17 protein-coding genes and 1 pseudogene are annotated in these 18,002 nt (G+C 70.7%); 7 read left to right on the top strand and 11 right to left on the bottom strand.

Going from position 1 to position 18,002, the window contains the following annotated elements; translation table 11 throughout:
* Positions 1–448: 448 nt before the first annotated feature.
* The 3 genes and pseudogenes from VAB18032_RS32010 to VAB18032_RS01455 all read left to right on the top strand — a co-directional run bounded on the left by VAB18032_RS32010 (position 449) and on the right by VAB18032_RS01455 (position 3,365).
* Positions 449–616, top strand: coding sequence for a hypothetical protein (locus VAB18032_RS32010; RefSeq protein WP_157626863.1), 168 nt, complete (start codon positions 449–451; stop codon positions 614–616).
* A gap of 201 nt (positions 617–817) precedes the next feature.
* A pseudogene (locus VAB18032_RS01460) lies at positions 818–2,257 on the top strand (DEAD/DEAH box helicase); the annotation flags it as partial.
* Positions 2,258–2,735: 478 nt separating this feature from the next.
* Positions 2,736–3,365 carry a putative glycolipid-binding domain-containing protein gene (locus VAB18032_RS01455; RefSeq protein ID WP_013730988.1) on the top strand — a complete coding sequence of 210 codons (630 nt, stop codon included), beginning with the start codon at positions 2,736–2,738 and terminating at the stop codon, positions 3,363–3,365.
* An 84-nt stretch (positions 3,366–3,449) separates the two neighbouring features.
* Here VAB18032_RS01455 and cds1 read toward each other — a convergent pair whose 3' ends face one another.
* Together cds1 and VAB18032_RS01445 are read right to left on the bottom strand one after the other, a co-directional pair.
* The gene (gene cds1 / locus VAB18032_RS01450) at positions 3,450–4,541 is read right to left on the bottom strand and encodes an L-cysteine desulfhydrase Cds1 (protein ID WP_013730987.1); all 1,092 of its coding nucleotides are present in this window, start codon (positions 4,539–4,541) and stop codon (positions 3,450–3,452) included.
* 37 nt (positions 4,542–4,578) lie between these two features.
* Entirely contained in the window at positions 4,579–5,037 is a 459-nt protein-coding gene (locus VAB18032_RS01445) for an Lrp/AsnC family transcriptional regulator (protein WP_013730986.1), read from the bottom strand.
* 268 nt (positions 5,038–5,305) lie between these two features.
* Here VAB18032_RS01445 and VAB18032_RS30345 point away from each other — a divergent pair, with 268 nt between their 5' ends.
* A complete protein-coding gene (locus VAB18032_RS30345) occupies positions 5,306–5,572 on the top strand; it encodes a BldC family transcriptional regulator (protein ID WP_013730985.1) in 267 nt (88 codons plus the stop codon).
* Positions 5,573–5,602: 30 nt separating this feature from the next.
* Here VAB18032_RS30345 and VAB18032_RS01435 read toward each other — a convergent pair whose 3' ends face one another.
* The gene (locus tag VAB18032_RS01435) at positions 5,603–6,232 is read right to left on the bottom strand and encodes a UbiX family flavin prenyltransferase (protein ID WP_013730984.1); all 630 of its coding nucleotides are present in this window, start codon (positions 6,230–6,232) and stop codon (positions 5,603–5,605) included.
* Positions 6,233–6,401: 169 nt separating this feature from the next.
* Between VAB18032_RS01435 and VAB18032_RS01430 the strand changes: the two genes are divergently transcribed.
* Complete coding sequence (locus VAB18032_RS01430) at positions 6,402–7,457, top strand: terpene synthase family protein (RefSeq protein ID WP_013730983.1); 1,056 nt, start codon at positions 6,402–6,404, stop codon at positions 7,455–7,457.
* Between the two features lie 21 nt (positions 7,458–7,478).
* Here the strand turns inward: VAB18032_RS01430 and mqnP are convergent, their stop codons facing one another.
* Both mqnP and VAB18032_RS01420 read right to left on the bottom strand, forming a co-directional pair.
* Entirely contained in the window at positions 7,479–8,477 is a 999-nt protein-coding gene (mqnP, locus tag VAB18032_RS01425) for a menaquinone biosynthesis prenyltransferase MqnP (RefSeq protein WP_050814519.1), read from the bottom strand.
* Positions 8,477–9,937 carry a menaquinone biosynthesis decarboxylase gene (locus tag VAB18032_RS01420; protein ID WP_013730981.1) on the bottom strand — a complete coding sequence of 487 codons (1,461 nt, stop codon included), beginning with the start codon at positions 9,935–9,937 and terminating at the stop codon, positions 8,477–8,479. Before VAB18032_RS01420 ends, mqnP begins: the two co-directional genes overlap by 1 nt.
* Before the next feature lie 147 nt (positions 9,938–10,084).
* Here VAB18032_RS01420 and VAB18032_RS01415 point away from each other — a divergent pair, with 147 nt between their 5' ends.
* Complete coding sequence (locus VAB18032_RS01415; RefSeq protein ID WP_158309486.1) at positions 10,085–11,023, top strand: FUSC family protein; 939 nt, start codon at positions 10,085–10,087, stop codon at positions 11,021–11,023.
* Between the two features lie 14 nt (positions 11,024–11,037).
* Here the strand turns inward: VAB18032_RS01415 and ccsB are convergent, their stop codons facing one another.
* The 6 genes from ccsB to hemL all read right to left on the bottom strand — a co-directional run bounded on the left by ccsB (position 11,038) and on the right by hemL (position 17,291).
* Positions 11,038–12,018: a c-type cytochrome biogenesis protein CcsB gene (gene ccsB, locus VAB18032_RS01410; protein WP_013730979.1), complete on the bottom strand. Its 981-nt coding sequence runs from the start codon at positions 12,016–12,018 to the stop codon at positions 11,038–11,040.
* Positions 12,018–13,658 carry a cytochrome c biogenesis protein ResB gene (locus VAB18032_RS01405; RefSeq protein ID WP_013730978.1) on the bottom strand — a complete coding sequence of 547 codons (1,641 nt, stop codon included), beginning with the start codon at positions 13,656–13,658 and terminating at the stop codon, positions 12,018–12,020. Before VAB18032_RS01405 ends, ccsB begins: the two co-directional genes overlap by 1 nt.
* Complete coding sequence (locus VAB18032_RS01400; RefSeq protein ID WP_013730977.1) at positions 13,658–14,545, bottom strand: cytochrome c biogenesis CcdA family protein; 888 nt, start codon at positions 14,543–14,545, stop codon at positions 13,658–13,660. The genes VAB18032_RS01405 and VAB18032_RS01400 overlap by 1 nt, the downstream gene beginning before the upstream one ends.
* Positions 14,545–15,117 carry a TlpA family protein disulfide reductase gene (locus tag VAB18032_RS01395; RefSeq protein WP_013730976.1) on the bottom strand — a complete coding sequence of 191 codons (573 nt, stop codon included), beginning with the start codon at positions 15,115–15,117 and terminating at the stop codon, positions 14,545–14,547. The genes VAB18032_RS01400 and VAB18032_RS01395 overlap by 1 nt, the downstream gene beginning before the upstream one ends.
* Before the next feature lies 1 nt (position 15,118).
* A complete protein-coding gene (locus VAB18032_RS01390) occupies positions 15,119–15,766 on the bottom strand; it encodes a histidine phosphatase family protein (protein WP_013730975.1) in 648 nt (215 codons plus the stop codon).
* A gap of 187 nt (positions 15,767–15,953) precedes the next feature.
* Positions 15,954–17,291: a glutamate-1-semialdehyde 2,1-aminomutase gene (hemL, locus tag VAB18032_RS01385; protein ID WP_013730974.1), complete on the bottom strand. Its 1,338-nt coding sequence runs from the start codon at positions 17,289–17,291 to the stop codon at positions 15,954–15,956.
* 139 nt (positions 17,292–17,430) lie between these two features.
* On the opposite strand from hemL, the gene VAB18032_RS01380 reads away from it, so the two are divergent.
* Complete coding sequence (locus VAB18032_RS01380; RefSeq protein WP_013730973.1) at positions 17,431–17,766, top strand: STAS domain-containing protein; 336 nt, start codon at positions 17,431–17,433, stop codon at positions 17,764–17,766.
* Positions 17,767–18,002: the final 236 nt, after the last annotated feature.

Here is an 18,002-nt window from a genome sequence, read left to right as displayed (position 1 = left end):
CACCGGCCAGGAATCCGCTGGCGCGGCACCGGTCGTACCGGCCCCTGCGCTGCCGGTCTGGCCACCACCGGTCACTCCCACCGGACGCCGGGACGAGCCTGCCCCGAGTTCACCGGGAGCAGCACCCCGGCAGTCGACCCGCCCGGGTCTGCTGCCGGCCGCTGCCCCCGCCGTGGAGCCGGCAGCCGGAACTGGTCCACGCCCGTCAACGCCCCCGTCCGCAGCCGGACCGCACGGGGCGCCGAGTTCCTGGCGAGCAGCCGCGAGTGCCGGCGGCTCCGTCGCGAGCCCCCCGGCTGCGGGCGGATCCGCCGGGGGGCCCTCGGTAGCGGGCGGACCGCCCGCTGCGCCGCGGGCCGGCGACGCCGACCTGAGCTCCTACTACGCCGGTGGCTCGGGCTCCGCGACCGTGGCCTTCCCGGCCGGGGAGCCCGACAATTCGGGCTCGTTGACCGGGCAAATTCTGGCTCAGGGCTGGGCGGACCACGGCACCGAACGCTCCAGCAGCACCACTCGGGTGGTGATCGTGATGGCCGTCGCCCTGGTACTGCTCGTGGCGATCAGTGTGCTGGTCGTACTGGTCGCGAACAATGCGCTCAGCGGTCTGCTGGAGTAACGGCGATCGGTGAATCGACGGGTGAAACCGCCCACTACCCCCCGCCGACGCGGGTGGCGGCTCGCCGTTCGCCGTACACTTGGGGCTGATCACTGACCCGGCGCGCTACCGTGCGCGCCTCTGGGCGTTCTTGCTGAAGATCCGGCGGCGTCGTGCCGCGGCGGGACATCGCAAATGTGCGCCCCGCTCGAAAGGCTTTTGTTGACCACCTCCGCTGTCTCCAGCACCCCGCTGTCCGCCCCAGACATCGACATCGACCCGACCTCGCCGTCGGCCGACGCTGCCGTCTCCGACGACTCGATCACCTTCGAGGCGCTGGGCCTGCCCGAGCCGCTCGCTCGGGCACTCGCCCGGCAGGGCATCACCACCCCGTTCGAGATCCAGCGCGCCACCGTGCCCGACGCCCTCGCCGGACGGGACGTGCTCGGCCGGGGGCAGACCGGTTCCGGCAAGACCCTCGCCTTCGGGCTGCCGCTGCTCGCCCGGATCGCCGACGGTGACCGGGCCCGGCCGTCCCGCCCGCGAGCCCTCATCCTGGTGCCCACCCGAGAGTTGGCCATGCAGGTCAACGACGCCCTGGCCCCGCTGGGTCGCACGATCGGCGTGTTCCTCAAGACCGCCGTGGGTGGGGTGCCCTACGACCGCCAGATCGATGCCCTGCGGCGCGGCGTCGAGGTCATGGTGGCCACGCCCGGCCGGCTCGCCGACCTGATCGAACGCGGCATCTGCAAGCTCGACGACGTGGAGATCACCGTCCTCGACGAGGCGGACCAGATGGCCGACATGGGCTTCCTGCCCGAGGTCACCGACTTGCTGGCGAAGACTCCGGCGCACGCGCAGCGGCTGCTCTTCTCGGCCACACTGGACGCCGATGTAGACGCGCTGGTGCAGCGCTTCATGACCGACCCGGTCACCCACTCCACCGCCCCGGCGACCGCAGCGGTGTCCACCATGGATCATCACCTGCTGCTGATTCCGCCGAGCGACAAGTTCCCGGTCACCGCGTCGATCGCGGCGCGCGCCGGCCGGACCATCGTGTTCGCCCGTACCCAACTCGGGGTGGACCGGCTGGTCAGCCAACTCGCGGCGGTCGGTGTGCGGGCCGGTGGGCTGCACGGCGGCAAGACCCAGCGGATGCGTACCCGCACCCTGGCCGAGTTCCGCGAGGGGCGGACCAACGTCCTGGTCGCCACCGACGTGGCGGCCCGGGGCATCCACGTCGACGGGGTCACCCTGGTGCTGCACGTCGACCCGCCGAAGGACCCGAAGGACTACCTGCACCGCGCGGGCCGTACCGCCCGCGCCGGGGAGACCGGCGCGGTGGCCACGCTGGTCCTGCCCAAGCAGCGACGCACCACGCTGGCAATGCTGGAGAAGGCCGGGGTGCAGCCGGCGGAGACGCGGGTACGCGCCGGCGACCCTGCGCTGACCGAGTTGACCGGGGCACGGGAGCCGAGCGGGGTGCCCGTACGCGACGAGCCGGAGGCTCCCCGCCGGAGCAGTCGGCCCGGCGGTCCCCGCCGCTTCGACGGCCCGACCACCGAGCGCCGCTACCGTGACCGCCCGGTCAGCGACCGCCGTTACGGCGATCAGCCCCGTGACGACCGCCGCTACCGTGACGACTCCCGAGGTACGGGTCGCTACGGGGACGACTCGCGGGGCACGGGTCGCTATGGCGACGAGTCCCGAGGTGCGGGTCGCTACGGTGCGGACAGCCGGGGCGAGCGCAGCTATGGCGATTCGAGCCGCAGTGAGCACAGCTACGGCGGTCACGCGCGGGGCGAGCGCCGGTTCGGTGAGCCGGTCCGTGGCGAGCGTCGGTACGGCGACCGGCCGCGCTCGGATGGCCGGGGCCCGCAGGACCGGCCGCGGGAGGACTGGCGCGGGCCGAGTGGGCGCTCCCGTGCGCGTACCTACTGACCGACGCAGCATCTAGGCAGCAAGATCACGCTCGAACTGGGATCGAGTGGTCTCACGGTCAACCCGAGGCCACTCGATCCCAGATCGAGCACGATCAAGCAGCCCCCACCGCCCGGATCAGGCAGGGGTGGCGCGGGGGGACTGGTGTTCGGTGCAAAGGCGGTGCCGTGCCTGGGGCCGGTGGCGTAACGTCCGATTCATGCCGACCATGTCGAAGTCGCTGCTGTGGACCCGGATCGACACCGCCGGTGCCGAACATGCCCTCGCTGATGACAGTCACGGCCTGGCGGCACACGGCACGCAGGTGGCCGCCGACCCGATTCCCTACACCTGCCGCTACCAGCTGCTGACCGACCCTCAGTGGGCGAGCGTCCGGGTCGAGGTCGAGGTCGAGGGAGCGGGCTGGCGGCGCAGCGTACGCCTGGAACGGGCCGTTGATCGATGGCGGGTGACCGCCGCCGAGCAGGGTGACCTGGACGCGGCCCTCGCCGCCGCCGGGCATGCGCCGGCCGGGCTGCCCGGCGTCGAGGATCCGGACCGGTTGGCCGACGCCCTCGACGTGGATCTGGGCGGCTCGCCGCTGTTCAACACGCTGCCGGTACGCCGGCTCCGGCTGGCCGACCAGGCCGCCGACACGAGCTATCCGCTCACTGTGGTGTGGGTGCTGGTGCCGAGCCTGACGGTGCTGCCGGCCGAGCAGGTCTACACCGGGCTGGGCCCGACCCGCTTCCGGTACGCCAGTGGCGGCTTCAGCGCCGACATCGAGATGGACGCCGACGGCTTCGTCCGGCACTATCCAGGCCTGGCGCAGCTCTCCACGACCCGCTGACAACCCGCCGCCACTCGACCGTTGCGCAGCCGGAGCGAAAGCTCGACCCGCGCCGGGCCGAGCAGACGCAAGCCCGAGCCGAAGCTAGGACGGCCAGCTGCCGTCGGTCAGGAAACGGTCGATCGTGGCCAGGTGGGGGGCCAGGTCGAGACCCTGCGCGCTCACCCACTCGTCGGAGTAGTACGTGTCGGCGTACCTGTCGCCCGCGTCGCAGATCAGGGTGACCACCGAGCCGGTCCGGCCGGCGGCCAGCAGCTCGGCGATCAGTCCGAAGGCGCCCCACAGGTTGGTGCCGGTCGAGCCACCCACCTGTCGGCCCAGCACCGCCGAAGCGGAGCGCATCGCGGCCAGCGAGGCCGCGTCGGGTACCCGCATCATCCGGTCCACCACCGAGGGCAGGAACGACGGCTCCACGGTGGGCCGGCCGATACCTTCGATCCGGGAGCCCTGCCCGGTGCGAACCGACCAGTCGGCTGCCTGCCAGGCGGGATAAAACGCCGAGTTCTCCGGGTCGACCACGCAGAGTTTGGTGGGCAGTCGCCGGTAGCGGGCGTACCTTCCGATTGTCGCGCTGGTGCCGCCGGTGCCGGCACCGACCACGATCCAGGCCGGTACGGGATGGCGCTCCAGCGACAGCTGCGCGTAGATCGACTCGGCGATGTTGTTGTTGCCCCGCCAGTCGGTGGCGCGCTCGGCGTAGGTGAACTGGTCCATGTAGTGCCCACCGGAATCCTCGGCGAGCCAGCGCGCCTCGATGACCACCTTCGCCGGATCGTCGACCAGGTGGCACCGACCGCCCTGGAACTCGATCTGCGCGATCTTCTCCGGCGAGGTGGAGGCGGGCATCACCGCGATGAAGGGCAGGTCCAGCATCCGGGCGAAGTACGCCTCGGAGACGGCAGTGGAGCCGGACGACGCCTCCACGATTGTGGTGTCCGGCCCGATCCAGCCGTTGCAGAGCCCGTAGAGGAACAGCGAGCGCGCCAGCCGATGCTTCAGCGATCCGGTCGGGTGGACCGACTCGTCCTTGAGGTAGAGGTCGATGCCCCAGCGCCGGGGCAGCGGGAACGGCAGCAGGTGGGTGTCGGCGGACCGGTTCGCGTCGGCCTCGACGGCGGCGATCGCCTCGGTCACCCACCGCCGGCTCGCCTCGTCACACCGGTCGAGTTGAGTCACCGTCGGAACCTAGCAAGCGAGCCTGGGAGCTGGGAATTCAGGAGGAGGACGGGCCGACCGGCTGCGGACGGTTCTCCCACTTGGTCGACAGGGCGATGCTGGTACGGGTCGAGGCCACCCCGGGCGTACGGTTCAGCCGTACGATCAACTGCTCCAGTTCGGCGATGGTGCTCACCCGGGCCTTGAGCAGGAACGACTCGACGCCGGCCATGAAGTAGCAGGACTCGATCTCCGGCATGGCGCGGATCGCCTCCAGCACGTCGTCGGTGTCCGCGCCGGAATCCTCGACCACGCTGATCAGGGCGGTCACGGCCAGGCCGATGGTCTCCGGCTCGACTTCGGCCCGGTAGGCCCGGATCACCCCGCCGGCTTCCAGCTTGCCGACGCGTTCGTGCACTGCGGGAGCGGAGAGGCCGACCTGGCGGGCGAGTTCGGCGTACGAGAGGCGGGCGTTGCCGCGGAGCAGGTCCACGAGGGCGAGGTCGATGGCGTCCACGGACTGTAGACCCTAGTCGGCACCGCGTGACAGCAGGACGCCGGCACCCGTTGCACATTACCGAGCGCGACAGTTCCCATACCGAGGGTCCGAAGGGCGGGACGCCGGTACCATTACTAACTTCCCACTCAGTGCATTTTTCGCGTTTGGCGGACACGCCTGGTCGCTGGTGCTGTAATTGCCATACGTCCCTCATGACGGCTCTGGGCTCGCACCGGCCGGGGGCAGTGTGTTCAGCCGGGGGCTTCGTCGACGCGAGGAGGGGGCTGTGGACACTGGAGATCGCCTGCTGACACCGGGTGAGGTCGCCGCGCTGTTTCGGGTTGACCCGAAAACCGTGACGCGCTGGGCGGCAGCGGGCCGGATCGGCAGCATCCGGACTCCAGGAGGGCACCGCCGGTTTCGGGAATCCGAGGTGCGGGCCCTGCTTGAAGGGGAGGGCATGCTGGAAGAGGCGGACGAGATGGGCAGAGCGCGCAATGTGGGCCCAGCCGCCACGACCGGGCCAGGCCCGGCCAACGCCGGCATGTACTGAAGTGGTGCGGATCGAACGCGGGCCGGCTCGTCAGGTCCGGTCCGCGTTCAACGTTCCGGTCCAGCGGTGGAACAGGGTGTGTGGCACGCCGAGAGCGTCGAGCACCTTGCCCGCCACGAAATCCACAAGCTGCGCCGCGGAAGCGGCGGCGCCCGCACCGTAGAAGCCGGGACTTGCCGGCAGCACCACCGCGCCGGCATCGTGCAACGCGATCAGGTGTTCCAGGTGGCTGCGGGTCACCGGCGTCTCGCGCGGCACGACGACCACCTGCCGGCGTTCCTTGAGGTTGACCTCGGCGGCCCGCTGCAACAGGTCTTTCGACAGCCCGATCGCGATGCCGGCGCAGGCCGCCGTGCTCGCGGGCACCACGGCCATGCCGCGCACCGGGTACGAGCCGCTGCTGGGTCCGGCCGCCAGGTCGCCGGCGGGCCAGTGCCGCACATCCGCGCCATCCAGATCACGGCCGAGCCAGGCGGACAGATCCTCGGCCCAGTGTGCGTCGCGGAACGGACGTCCAGTCTCGTCGAGGATTGTCAACCGGGCGGCTCGGGAGACGATCAGGTCCACCGGCTGCCCGGCGTCGAGTAGTCCGCGTACCACCGCAGCCGCGTACGGCGTCCCCGACGCCCCGGACACCCCGACCACCCATGGTTCACGCATGCCTCCAGCCTGCCTGGTCGCTGCCGGCCGCCGGGCAGCCACCCCGGGGAACGGGCTGGTATCGACCCCGATGTCCGACCGGGCACCGACGGCCGGCCACCACCTGGCATGCTGCCCGAGGCCGAACGCGTGGGCTCGGGCAGGCGTGGCTCGTGGGAGAGGATCCGGGATGGCTGATCACACCCTGCCGACGCGACACGCTGACGAGAACCGCCCCGTACGGATCGTCACGGACATCCTGCCGGCGTTACGCGATGCCTGTCCGGTTCCGTCCCGACAGTCCCCGTACGCCGATGAAGTGCAGCGCTGGCTGATGGGCTGGCTGCCGCAGACCGGGCTGCCGCTCGACGAGCCGGCGCGGCAACGGCTGGCCGGCGCCCGCTTCGCCCACTACGCCGGGCGGCTCTATCCGGACGCCACCGAGGCCGACCTGCGCGTCCTGTCCGCGCTGTTCACCTGGTTCTTCCTGGTCGACGACGCCTGCGACGGGCCGGGCCGGCTCGAACTGGCCGAGATCCGCGGGTTGCGGGACGGCGCCGTACTGCTGCTGCAAGGCCGTTCCCGGCCGCGACATCCCGGGCTGCGCGGCCCTCTGCGCCGGCTGCTGGTCAACGCCTGGCGGGAACCGCACCGTCGGATGCCGACCCGTTGGCGGTTGCGCTTCGCCGACGCGGTGGCCCGGCACCTCGACGGCGCCTGGCAGGAGGCGACGAACAAGTCCCGCGGTCACGCGCCCGGCGTCACCGAGTACGTCGCGCTGCGCCGGGCCACCTCGGCGGCGGACGTCTCCTATCCGCTCGCCGAATTCGTGACCGGCCGACCGCTGCCCGATGCCGTCTACCATCATCCGCTGCTACGCGAGTTGCGCGACCTCGGCAACGACCTGCTCTCCTGGTACAACGACCTCGCCTCGCTGGCCTCCGACGCAGCCACCTCCGGCGGGCACAACCTCGTCCTGGCGACGGCCACCGAGCGTCAGGTGCGGGTGGATGACGCGGTCGAGGTGGTGACGCGACGCTGGCACGAGTCGATGCGACGGTTCGTCGACCGACGCGCGGCGGTGCCGTCGTTCGGACCGGCGCTGGACGCGGCCGTCACCACCCATCTCGACGGGGTCTCCCGCGCCGTCCGCGGCACCATCGACTGGACCCTCGAAAGCACCCGCTACGTGGGTAAGGAAGGGCACCTTATTAACGCCTCCGGTAGTAAAGGGGCCCCTTCTTAACGTCCCCCGCCGCCGGTTGCGTCAGGGGCGCAGGTCCAGGCGGGTCACCAGGTCGAGCAGGGCGAAGACGAACAGGGCGATGCTGACGAACCCGTTGGCGGTGAAGAACGCCCGGTTGACCTTGCTCAGGTCGTCCGGCTTGACCACCAGGTGCTGGTACCCGAAGGCGAGCGCGGTCAGCGCCAGCCCGATCCACCAGAGCCAGCCGAGACCGACCAGCGCACCGAACCAGAGCAGCAGCGCGAACGTCACCACGTGCGCGACGGTGGAGGCGTGCAGCGCGAACCGCAGCCCGTACCGGGCGGGCACGCTGTGCACCCCGATCTTCCGGTCCACCTCGGCGTCCTGGCAGGCGTAGATCAGGTCGAAGCCACCGATCCACAGGCCGACAGCGGCACCGAGCACCCAGGCCGGGCCGGAGCCGGCGAACGTGCCGGTCACCGCGAGCCAGGCCCCGATCGGGCCGACCATCTGGGCGATGCCGAGGATCGCGTGCGGCCAGTTGGTGAACCGCTTGCCGTACGGGTAGACGATCAGCGGCACCACCGCCAGTGGCGCCAGCACCAGGCAGAGCGGGTTGAGCAGGGCGGCGGCGGCCAAGAAGAAGGCAAGCGCCACGCCCGCCCCGGTCCAGGCCGTCCGCAGGCTCACCGCCCCCGTCACCAGTTCCCGATTGACGGTACGCGGATTCCGCGCATCGATCCGCCGATCCAAGATCCGGTTCGCCGCCATGGCGAAGGTCCGCGCCCCCACCATCGCCACAGTGATCAGCGCCAGATCCCCCCACCGCACCCGCCCCCCGTCAACCGCCATAGCCGTCAACGCCGACAAGTAAGCAAACGGCAACGCGAACACCGAGTGCTCAATCGCCACGAGCCGCAAGAACGCCTTCACCCGCCCCCGCGATCTTGCACTTTCCGTCGGGGCAGAGCTGGATGAAGCGGACGAATCGGCGACCGAAACCGCAAGATCGCGGGGAGAGGAGGGGTCGCGGGGGGAGGGGGTGGTGGGGGTGGGCATTAGATGCCGTATTCCTTCCAGCGCTTGTCTACCAGGGAGATGACTTCGGGGGTCATGGTCATTTCCTCGGGCCAGCCTCGGGTGTAGCCCTCGCTGGGGAGCTTGCGGGTGGCGTCGATGCCGGCCTTACCACCCCAGAACTGCTGGTACGAGGAGTGGTCCAGGTGGTCCACCGGGCCCTCCGTGAGCAGCAGGTCGCGGGCGTAGTCGACGTTGCCGAAGGCGCGGAACGCGACCTCGTTGTAGTCGTGCACGTCGCAGTCCTCGTCCACGATCACGATCAGCTTGGTCAGCGACATCATGTGCGCGCCCCAGATCGCGTTCATCACCTTCTGCGCGTGCTTCGGGTAGCGCTTGCGGATCGACACGATCGCGCAGTTGTGGAAGACCCCGGCGGCCGGCAGGTCGTAGTCGACGATGTCCGGGATGAGGAAACGCAGCAGCGGCGCGAAGATCCGCTCGGTGGCCTTGCCCAGGCCGTGGTCCTCCTGCGGCGGCTTCGAGGTGACGATCGTGTGGTACACCGGGTCGCGCTGCATGGTCATCGCCTCGACGTGCAGCACCGGGAACGGCTCCACCGGGGTGTAGAAGCCGGTGTGGTCGCCGAAGGGGCCTTCCGGCAGCCGCTCGCCCGGCTCCAGGTAGCCCTCCAGCACCACCTGGGCGTGCGCCGGCACCTGCAACGGCACGGTCAGGCAGTCGACCATCTCCACCCGCTCACCGCGCAGGAACCCGGCGAACAGGTACTCGTCGATGTCGGCGGGCAGCGGTGCGCTCGACGCGTAGCTGACCACCGGGTCGCAGCCGATCGCGATGGCGACCGGCAGCCGCTGGCCGAGCCGCTCGGCGACGGCGTGGTGCGCGGTGGAGTTCTTGTGGATCTGCCAGTGCATGCCGAGGGTGTTGTGGCTGTGCTGCTGGAGCCGGTACAACCCGAGGTTGCGCTTGCCGGTCTCCGGGTGCTTGGTGTGGGTCAGCCCGAAGTTGTGGAAGATCCCGCCGTCGCCCGGCCACACCTGAAGTCCCGGCAGCCGGTTCAGGTCGACGTCGTCGCCCCGGTAGATCACCTGCTGGCAGGGAGCGGTCTTGACCTTCTTGGGCGGCATCGACTTGAGCTGCATCACCTTGCCCAGGCCGCCCATCATGCCGGAGAAACCCACAGGCAGTTCCGGCTTGAGCAGCTCGCCGATCCGGTTGCCGATCTCGTCCAGCGACTCGACGCCGAGCGCCATCGCGGTCCGCTTCTCGGTGCCGAACAGGTTGATCGCCACCGGCATCTCGCCCCGGGTCGGCCGCTCGAACAGCAACGCCGGCCCGTCGGCCCGCACCGTACGGGTCACCACCTCACTGATCTCCAGTGTCGGGTCGACCGGCACGCCGACCCGGCGCAGTTCGCCGGCGCGCTCCAGCGCGGCCAGGAAATCCTTCAGATCGGTGTAGGGAAACCCGCGAGCAGCCATGTCAGCAAGTCTCCCCCACCGTGCTGCCGATCCGGCCGCCCGGGTCAGGTGGTGTGGGCGGCATGGTGTGCGTTCCACCACAGCCTGCGCCAGAACCGGGCGACAGCGACGGAACCCCCGGTCACCTCGTTGAACGGCGTGTCCCGGGTGACGAACTGGTTCCGTACCGCCGGAGGCCGGCTGCGTGACAGTTGGCTGCTCGTGGTCGAGGTGACGCTGGCCACCACCGCCTCCTGGTTCGTCGCCAGTCGGCTGCTCGGCGGCCCACACGGCAGCGGTGACCCCTCGGCGTTCTACGCCCCGGCCGCCGCGCTGATCGTCCTGTCGCAGGCGCGGGGCGTACGGCTGCGCCGGGCCCTGCGGGTCCTGGCCGGTATCGCGGTCGGGGTGGTCCTCGGTGAGGCCGTGGTCGGGGTCTTCGGTGCCCGCTCCACCGCCGCCGTCTTCGTGGTCATCCTCGCCGCGGCCGGGATAACGGTCGCCACAGGTGCTCCCGGCGTCGTGCGCAACCAGCTGACCACGTCCGCGCTCTTCCTGGTCGCCGTGGTGCCGCCGGGCCAGGAACTCGACTCGCGTACCGCCGCGCTGCGCCGGGCGGTGTCGGTCGTCGACGAGAACCTGCGCCTCGCGGTCTGGGAGCGGGGCAGCCGGTCCCGCGTCGATGCCGCCCGGTCCGCCGCCGACCACGTCGACTACGCCGTCCGCAACACCCGTACGCTGGCCCGCTCGACCGTGGTGCTGGCCCGGCTACCGCAACCGCCGCCTCCGCAGTTCGCCACCGCGCTGGCCGGGCTGAGCCGACTGGCCGGCTGCGCCGCCGCGGTGCTCACCGCCGTCGTCGCCGGCGACGGCGACACGGCCGACCGGCACGTCGACCGGGCGGGTGCGGTGGCGCTCGACGCGGTCCGGGCGATGACGCCGCTGGTCCGGCACGAGCAGCCGTTGCCGGTCAGCACGATCGTCGGCCACATCCGGATGGTGACCGTCGACCTGCTGCGCAGCGCCGGAGCCGACAAACCGGACGTGCTCGACGCGATCGACGCCGCTCTCGCCCTGCCCGGCGCGCATCGAACCGGCGACAGCTGAGCCGTCGACGCGGATCAGACGTCGGCGTACGAGTGCAGGCCGGTGAAGAAGATGTTCACGCCGAAGAGGTTCATCAGCATCGTCGCGAAGCCCAGGATGGCCAGCCAGGCGACCAGGTTGCGCTTCACGCTCGGCGTCGCCCGCGCGTGCAGGTAGCCGGCGTAGATCACCCAGGAGATGAAGGACCAGGTCTCCTTCGGGTCCCAACCCCAGGGCCGGCCCCACGCCGCCTCGGCCCAGACGGCCCCGGCGATCACCGCGAAGGTGAAGATCGGAAACGCGAAGGCGTGCAGGACGAAGGTGAGCCGCTCCATGCTGGCCGCCGCCGGCAGCCGCTTGGCCAGGGTGTACGGGAAGCTGCGCTTGCCACGCTCGTAGCCCGCCCGCATCAGGTACGCCACCGCCGGCACCGCGCCGAGCAGGAACAGCCCTGAGGCGAACACGATTGTCGACACGTGCACGATGAACCAGTACGAGTTGAGCGCCGGCACCAGCGGCACGATCGGCGTGTAGAGCACCAGCTCGGCGGTGGCCACCAGCAGCACCATGACCAGGGTCAGGAACAGCCCGAGCCGGCGCAGCGACGGCACCTTCACCAGCACCACCAGCCAGGCGACGACGCCGATGAACGAGACCGTGAGCACGAACTCGTACATGTTGCCCCAGGGCATCCGCTCGGCGGCGATACCGCGGGTGACCAGCCCGGCCAGGTGCAACGCCGCGCCCAGCGCGGTCAGCCCGACCCCGATCCGACCGGCCAGTTCGGCGCGCCGCGCCGTGCGCTGGGCCGGACCGGCGGGATCGGCGACCGGCGTACCCCGCTCGGTCACCACGCCGCCACCGGCACCGACCGCCGCACCGACCAGCTCGCGGGCGGGCGCGGTCACGGCCACGGTACGGGAGTTGCCCAGGGCGTACTCGACCGCGTGACCGATCATCGCCAGCAAATACACCATCGTGGTGATCGACACCAGCTGGTCGGAGAGTGCGGACATCACTTGGCCCCTTCTCGCGCGTCCGGTACGCCGTCGACCTCGTCGGCCGGCCGTTCGCCGCGCATCGCCGCCACCAGTTGGGCGAACTCGTCGGCGAACCCGGGATGCTCGGTACGCGGCAGGCCGCCCACCTCGATCAAACTACTACCGCGCGTCGGAGATCCGTCGGCGGGGTCGGCCGCATCAGCCGAAAGGAGCCGTACGAAGACCCGTCGACGCCTGACGAACAGCGACCCCATCAGCCCCAGCACCAGGCCGACCGAGCTGATCAGCAGCAGTGTCGTACCGGGGTCGTACCGCACGGACAGCACGATGTACGGCTCGGAACCCAGGAACTCGACGGTCGTGCCGTCGTCAAGGGTCCAGCTCTCCCCGAGCCGCAGTTCCTTCGCGCCGATCTCGGTGAGCCGGCCGTTGCGCACCTGACGCTGGTCGAGCTGGTACACCGAGCCGGGGATACCGCCGTCCAGACCCAGGTTGCCCCGATAGGCCACCAGGCCGAGCAGCGGATTCTCCTCGGTCGGGTGCTCGGAGCGGGTGAACGGGGGCTCCTGGGGAGCGGTCGGCAGGTACAACCCGTCGAAGGCCATCTGCAGGTCCGGCTTGCGCTCGCCGGTCGCCGGATCGACGTTGGCGTCCGGGAACGCGGCCAGCCCTTCGCTGGTCAGCCCGAGATCACCGTTGCTGAGGAACGGCACCGCGCTGGTCTGGCTGCGCCCGAACCGGTCGGTGTAGCGGATCACCGGGGCGTACCCGTGCCCGAGCAGGTAGACGTTCGCGCCGTCGAGGCGCAGCGGCGAGTTGACCGAGAACTCCGCCGTGCGGGGCGGGTCGCCGTCCTCGTCCACGGTCACCTTCGCGTTGTAGAACGACGGCTGACCGGTCGGCAGGAAACGCGCGTCGAACTCGTCCAGTTGCAGGCAGAACCGGGGCAGGTCGTCGCCGACCCGCGGGCCGAGCTTCACCTCGGCGTACTGCTGGCGGGTGTTGCAGAAGACGTGGTCGGCACCGGCGACGAGCAGCCGGTTGCCCTGCCAGCCGTACCAGGAGCCGAGGGCGACACCGAGCAGCACCAGCACCATCGAGGTGTGGAAGATCAGGTTGCCGGTCTCCTTGAGGTAGCCCTTCTCGGCGGAGACCTCGTCGCCGCGGACCACCACCCGCCATCGGCGACGCCGCAGCGCCTCGGCAACCGCCGCCACGCCACCGTCGGGCGCGGGCACCACCGTGTGTTGCGGCAGCCGACCGAGCCGCTTCGGTACGGCCGGCGGCCGGGCCCGCAGCGCCCGGACGTGGTCGACCAGCCGAGGCGTGATGCACCCGATCAGCGAGGTGAACAGCAACAGGTAGATCGCGGAGAACCAGACCGAGCTGAACGCCTCGAACGCGCCGATCCGATCCAGCCACGGGGCCAGGTCGGGGTGCTCGGTGAAGAAGTCGCGTACGTCCTCCGGGTTGACGCCGCGCTGCGGCAGCACCGAACCGGGGATCGCGGCGACCGCGAGCAGGAAGAGCAACACCAGCGCGGTACGCATGCTGGTCAGTTGCCGCCACGAGTTGCGCGCCAGGGCGAGCAGCGGGTTGGTACGGCGGCGGGGCGCCTCCGCCGGTGCGCCCGGCCGGTCGTCCACAGCGGTCATCAGATGCTCACCTGGAAATCGCCCACTCCGATGGTGGTCTGCAACCAGATCACGACGTTTGTCCAGCCGCCGGTGACCAGCGCCAACCCGATCATGATCAGGAGTACGCCACCGACCCGGGTGACCCAGCGGCTGTTGCGCCGGATCGCCTGGAACACCCCGAGCAGCCGATTGAAACCCAGCCCGAAGACGACGAACGGAATCCCCAACCCCAGGCAGTACGCCACCGCCAGCACCACCGCCCGGTCGGTCTGCCCGCTGGTGGCGGCCATGCCGAGCACCGCGGCCAGGGTCGGCCCGGTGCACGGCACCCAGGTCAACGCGAACACCGCACCGAGTACGGGTGCGCCGAGCAGACCGGCGCTGGGCAGCCGGTTGATCCGCAGTTCCCGCTGGAGGCCGGGCAGCACCCCGAGGTAGCCCAGCCCGAGCAGCACCACGAGACCGCCGATGACGATCTCCAGTGGCCGCTTGTAGTCGAAGAAGACCCGGCCGATCGTGCTGAACAGGATCGCGGTGCAGACGAAGACGACGGTGAAACCGACGACGAACAGCAGCGTCCCGGCGAGCACCCGACCCTTCACCCCGGCCCGGACCCGTTCTGCGCGTACCACCGTGCCGACGCCACCGCCGCGCTCGGCTGCTGCGGCGGAGGTGGCGGTGTTAACAGGGGTCCCTTCCTCTACCGCAGGCGTTAACAAGGTGCCCTTCCTTGCACCTCTGCCTTCCAGGTCGGCGCCGGCCAGCCCGGTGACGTACGACAGGTAGCCGGGCATCAACGGGAGCACGCAAGGCGACAGGAAGCTGACCAGCCCGGCCAGCGCCGCCGCGCCCACCGCGAGCAGCAACGGGCCGGAGACGGCGAGTTGCCCGAAGGTCTCGCCCATCAGCGTTGGCCGGACGGCGCGGGGGACTCCGCGGCGATCCGCTCGACGATGGGTTGCAGGCCCTCCTGCCGTACGGCCGCCCGGATCACCACCGCGATCCGACCCTCCCGGTCGAGCACGACGGTGGCCGGGATGGTGTTCGGCGGGATGTCCATGTCCAGGGCCAGCCGGCTGCCCGGGTCGAAGATGCTCGGGTAGCTGACCCGGCCCTCCTCGAAGGCGATCGCCTTGTCCCGGCTGTCCTGCACGTTGATGCCGAGGAAGGTGACCCCGGAGTCCTTGGTCGCCTGGTAGGTGCCTTCCAGGTCGTCGGCCTCCGCCCGACAGGGCGCGCACCAGGAACCCCAGAAGTTGACCACGACCACCTGACCACGCTGGTCGGCCACGTCGTAGGAGCCACCGGTGAGCAGCTCACCGGTGATCTTGGGGGCGTCCGAGCGTTGCTCCGGACCGCACTCGACGATGCCGTTCGCGCTGTCACAGGTCGACTCACGCCCGCCGCCGGTGCAGCCGGTCAGCACCGCCGCCAAGGCGACGGAGAGCAGCCCGACGACCAGCCTGGGGGCAGCCATCTCAGGCGCCCTTTGCCGTCCGGGCACCCGGCGACATCGCGACCAGGTGCGCGGCGGGTTCCGAGTAGCCGATGCCGACGACCTTCGCGCCGTCGAAGTGGAAGGTGGTCAGCGAGGCCAGCCCGCACTGGCGGCGGCGCGGGTCGTGCCAGAGCCGCTTGCGTTCGACATAGCGGCGCAGCGTCCAGATCGGCAGCTGATGGGAGACCAGCACGGCCTCGCGGCCCTCCGCGGCGACCCGGGCGGCGTGCAGCGCGGCGAACATCCGCTCGGCGATCGCCCGGTACGCCTCGCCCCACGACGGGGTGACCGGGTCGCGCAGCACCCACCAGTTACGCGGGTCGCGGAACGATCCGTCGCCGGGCGAGACCCGCTTGCCCTCGAACCAGTTGGCGCTCTCGATCAGCCGCTCGTCCACCCCGACGGGCAGCCCGAACTGCGCGGCGATCGGTTCGGCGGTCTGCTGGGCGCGTTCCAGCGGGCTGGCCACCACGTGCACGACCTCGCGGTCGGCGAGCCCCTGCGCGGCGGCCTTGGCCATCTGGACACCCAGTTCGCTGAGGCGGAACCCGGGCAGTCGGCCGTAGAGAATGCCGTCCGGGTTGTGCACCTCGCCATGCCGAAGCACGTGGACCACCGTCTTACTCACCGCTGTGCCCCCTTGGCTCGCGACTGCGGGGCTCGCAAAACCGGCTCACTCCTCGCGCTCACCGCTGCCCCCTTGGCTCGCGACTGCGGGGCTCGCAAAACCGGCTCACTCCTCGCGCTCACCGCTGCCCCCTTGGCTCGCGACTGCGGGGCTCGCAAAACCGGCTCACTCCTCGCGCTCACCGTGCCTACCCCCCTGTACCTGCCGCCGCTGCCGCGTTGGCCGCCACCGGCAGGGCGGCGGCGATCTGTTCCAGGGCGGCGTCGTCGATCGCCGCCGAGACGAACCAGGATTCGAACGCGCTCGGCGGGAGGTACACCCCGGCGGCGAGCATCGCGTGGAAGAACGCCTTGAACGCGGGCACCTGCTGGGTGCGGGCGCTGTCGTAGTCGACCACGTCGGCGTCGGTGAAGAAGATCGAGAACATGCTGCCCGCGTACGACAATCGGTGCGGGACACCGGCGGCGGCCAGCGCGTCGCCGGCGAGCTTGCCCACGACGGCGGCGGTGTCGTCCAGCTTGCGGTAGAGCGCGTCGTCGGCCAGCCGCAGGGTGGTCAGACCGGCGGCGCAGGCCAGCGGGTTACCGGAGAGCGTGCCGGCCTGGTAGACCGGGCCGGCCGGGGCCAGCCGCGACATGATCTCCGCGCGCCCGCCGAACGCCGCGGCGGGCAGCCCACCACCCATGACCTTGCCGTACGTCCACAGGTCCGCCTCGACCGGGTCGAGGCCGTGCCACCCGGAGCGGGAAACCCGGAACCCGGTCATCACCTCGTCGATGATGAGCAGCGCGCCGTTGGCGTGCGCGATCCGCGCCAACTGCTCGTTGAAGCCGTCCCGGGGAGCGATCACGCCCATGTTGCCCGGTGCCGCCTCGGTGATCACGGCAGCGATGTGCTGACCCTCGGCGGCGAACGCCTCCTCGACGGCAGCAATGTCGTTGTACGGCAGCACGATCGTCTCGCTGGCCGCCGCACCGGTGACGCCGGGCGAATCGGGCAGGCCGAGGGTCGCCACGCCGGAGCCGGCAGCGGCGAGCAGCGCGTCCACGTGCCCGTGGTAGCAGCCGGCAAACTTGATGATCTTCGAGCGACCGGTGTAGCCACGAGCCAGCCGGATCGCCGACATGGTCGCCTCGGTGCCCGAGTTGACCAAGCGGACCTGCTCGACCGGGGTACGCGCGACGATCTCGGCGGCCAACTCCACCTCGCCGGGCGTCGGTGTACCGAAGCTGGTGCCGTTGGCGGCGGCAGCCTGCACCGCCGCGACCACCTCGGGGTGGGCGTGGCCGAGAATCAGCGGCCCCCACGAGCACACCAGGTCGACGTAGCGCCGGTCGTCGGCGTCGTACAGCCAGGGGCCCTCACCGCGAACCATGAAGCGGGGCGTCCCACCGACGGCGCGGAAGGCGCGCACGGGAGAGTTCACCCCGCCCGGCACGATGGCGCGAGCGCGGTCGAACAGGGCCGCTGAGGCCGGCGCGTCGACCGGGTAGCGGTCGGATCCGGCGGAAGTCACCTCGGTCACGATGCCGCCATTGTGTCAGCGTCAAGCTGGGGACCGGCAGGCACCCCGGAACGGGGTTACCAGGCTCACCTGCGAAAGGCCACCCCGGGCCGGTTCGCCTCGACAGGCCGGACGTGCGAGATCGCGATAGGCTGATCCGGTGGATCGTGCCGAACTGTCCATCACCGTACACCGAACGGGCGACGAAGCAGTCCTACGCCTTGCCGGTGAGATCGACATGCTCACGGCCGCCCAGCTGTCGACCGTCGTCAACGAGGTCCTCGCCGAGCCGCCACCCCGGATCGTGCTCGACCTGGGCGGAGTCACCTTCTGCGACTCGCAGGGCCTCGGCACCCTCGTCGTGCTCAGCCGCAAGGCCAGCCACGCCCAGAGCCTGCTCATCCTGACCAACGTCGGCGAGTTCCTGCTCCGCGTCCTGGACATCACCGGCCTCCGCAGCGCCCTGATGATCCGCAACGACGCCCCCACCCCCTAACCACGCCCCGCGTCCGCCCCGCCCCCGCCCCGCGATCTTGCACTTATGGTCGCCCTTATGCCGCTCTTGCCCCGCTATGCCCCGACGAAAAGTGCAAGATCGCGGCAGGGAAGGCAGTGACACAACCACGTCCACAGCCCTCCACGTCGCACCCCCGCGATCTTGCACTTGCAGTCGCCCATATATCGCCTTTGCCCTGCTATACCCCGACAGGAAGTGCAAGATCGCGGGAGGAA

The sequence above is a fragment of the Micromonospora maris AB-18-032 genome (genome assembly GCF_000204155.1).
GTDB lineage: Bacteria > Actinomycetota > Actinomycetes > Mycobacteriales > Micromonosporaceae > Micromonospora > Micromonospora gifhornensis.
The sequence above is the reverse complement of the archived record's forward strand: the minus strand, read 5'-3'. Positions and strand labels throughout refer to the sequence as shown.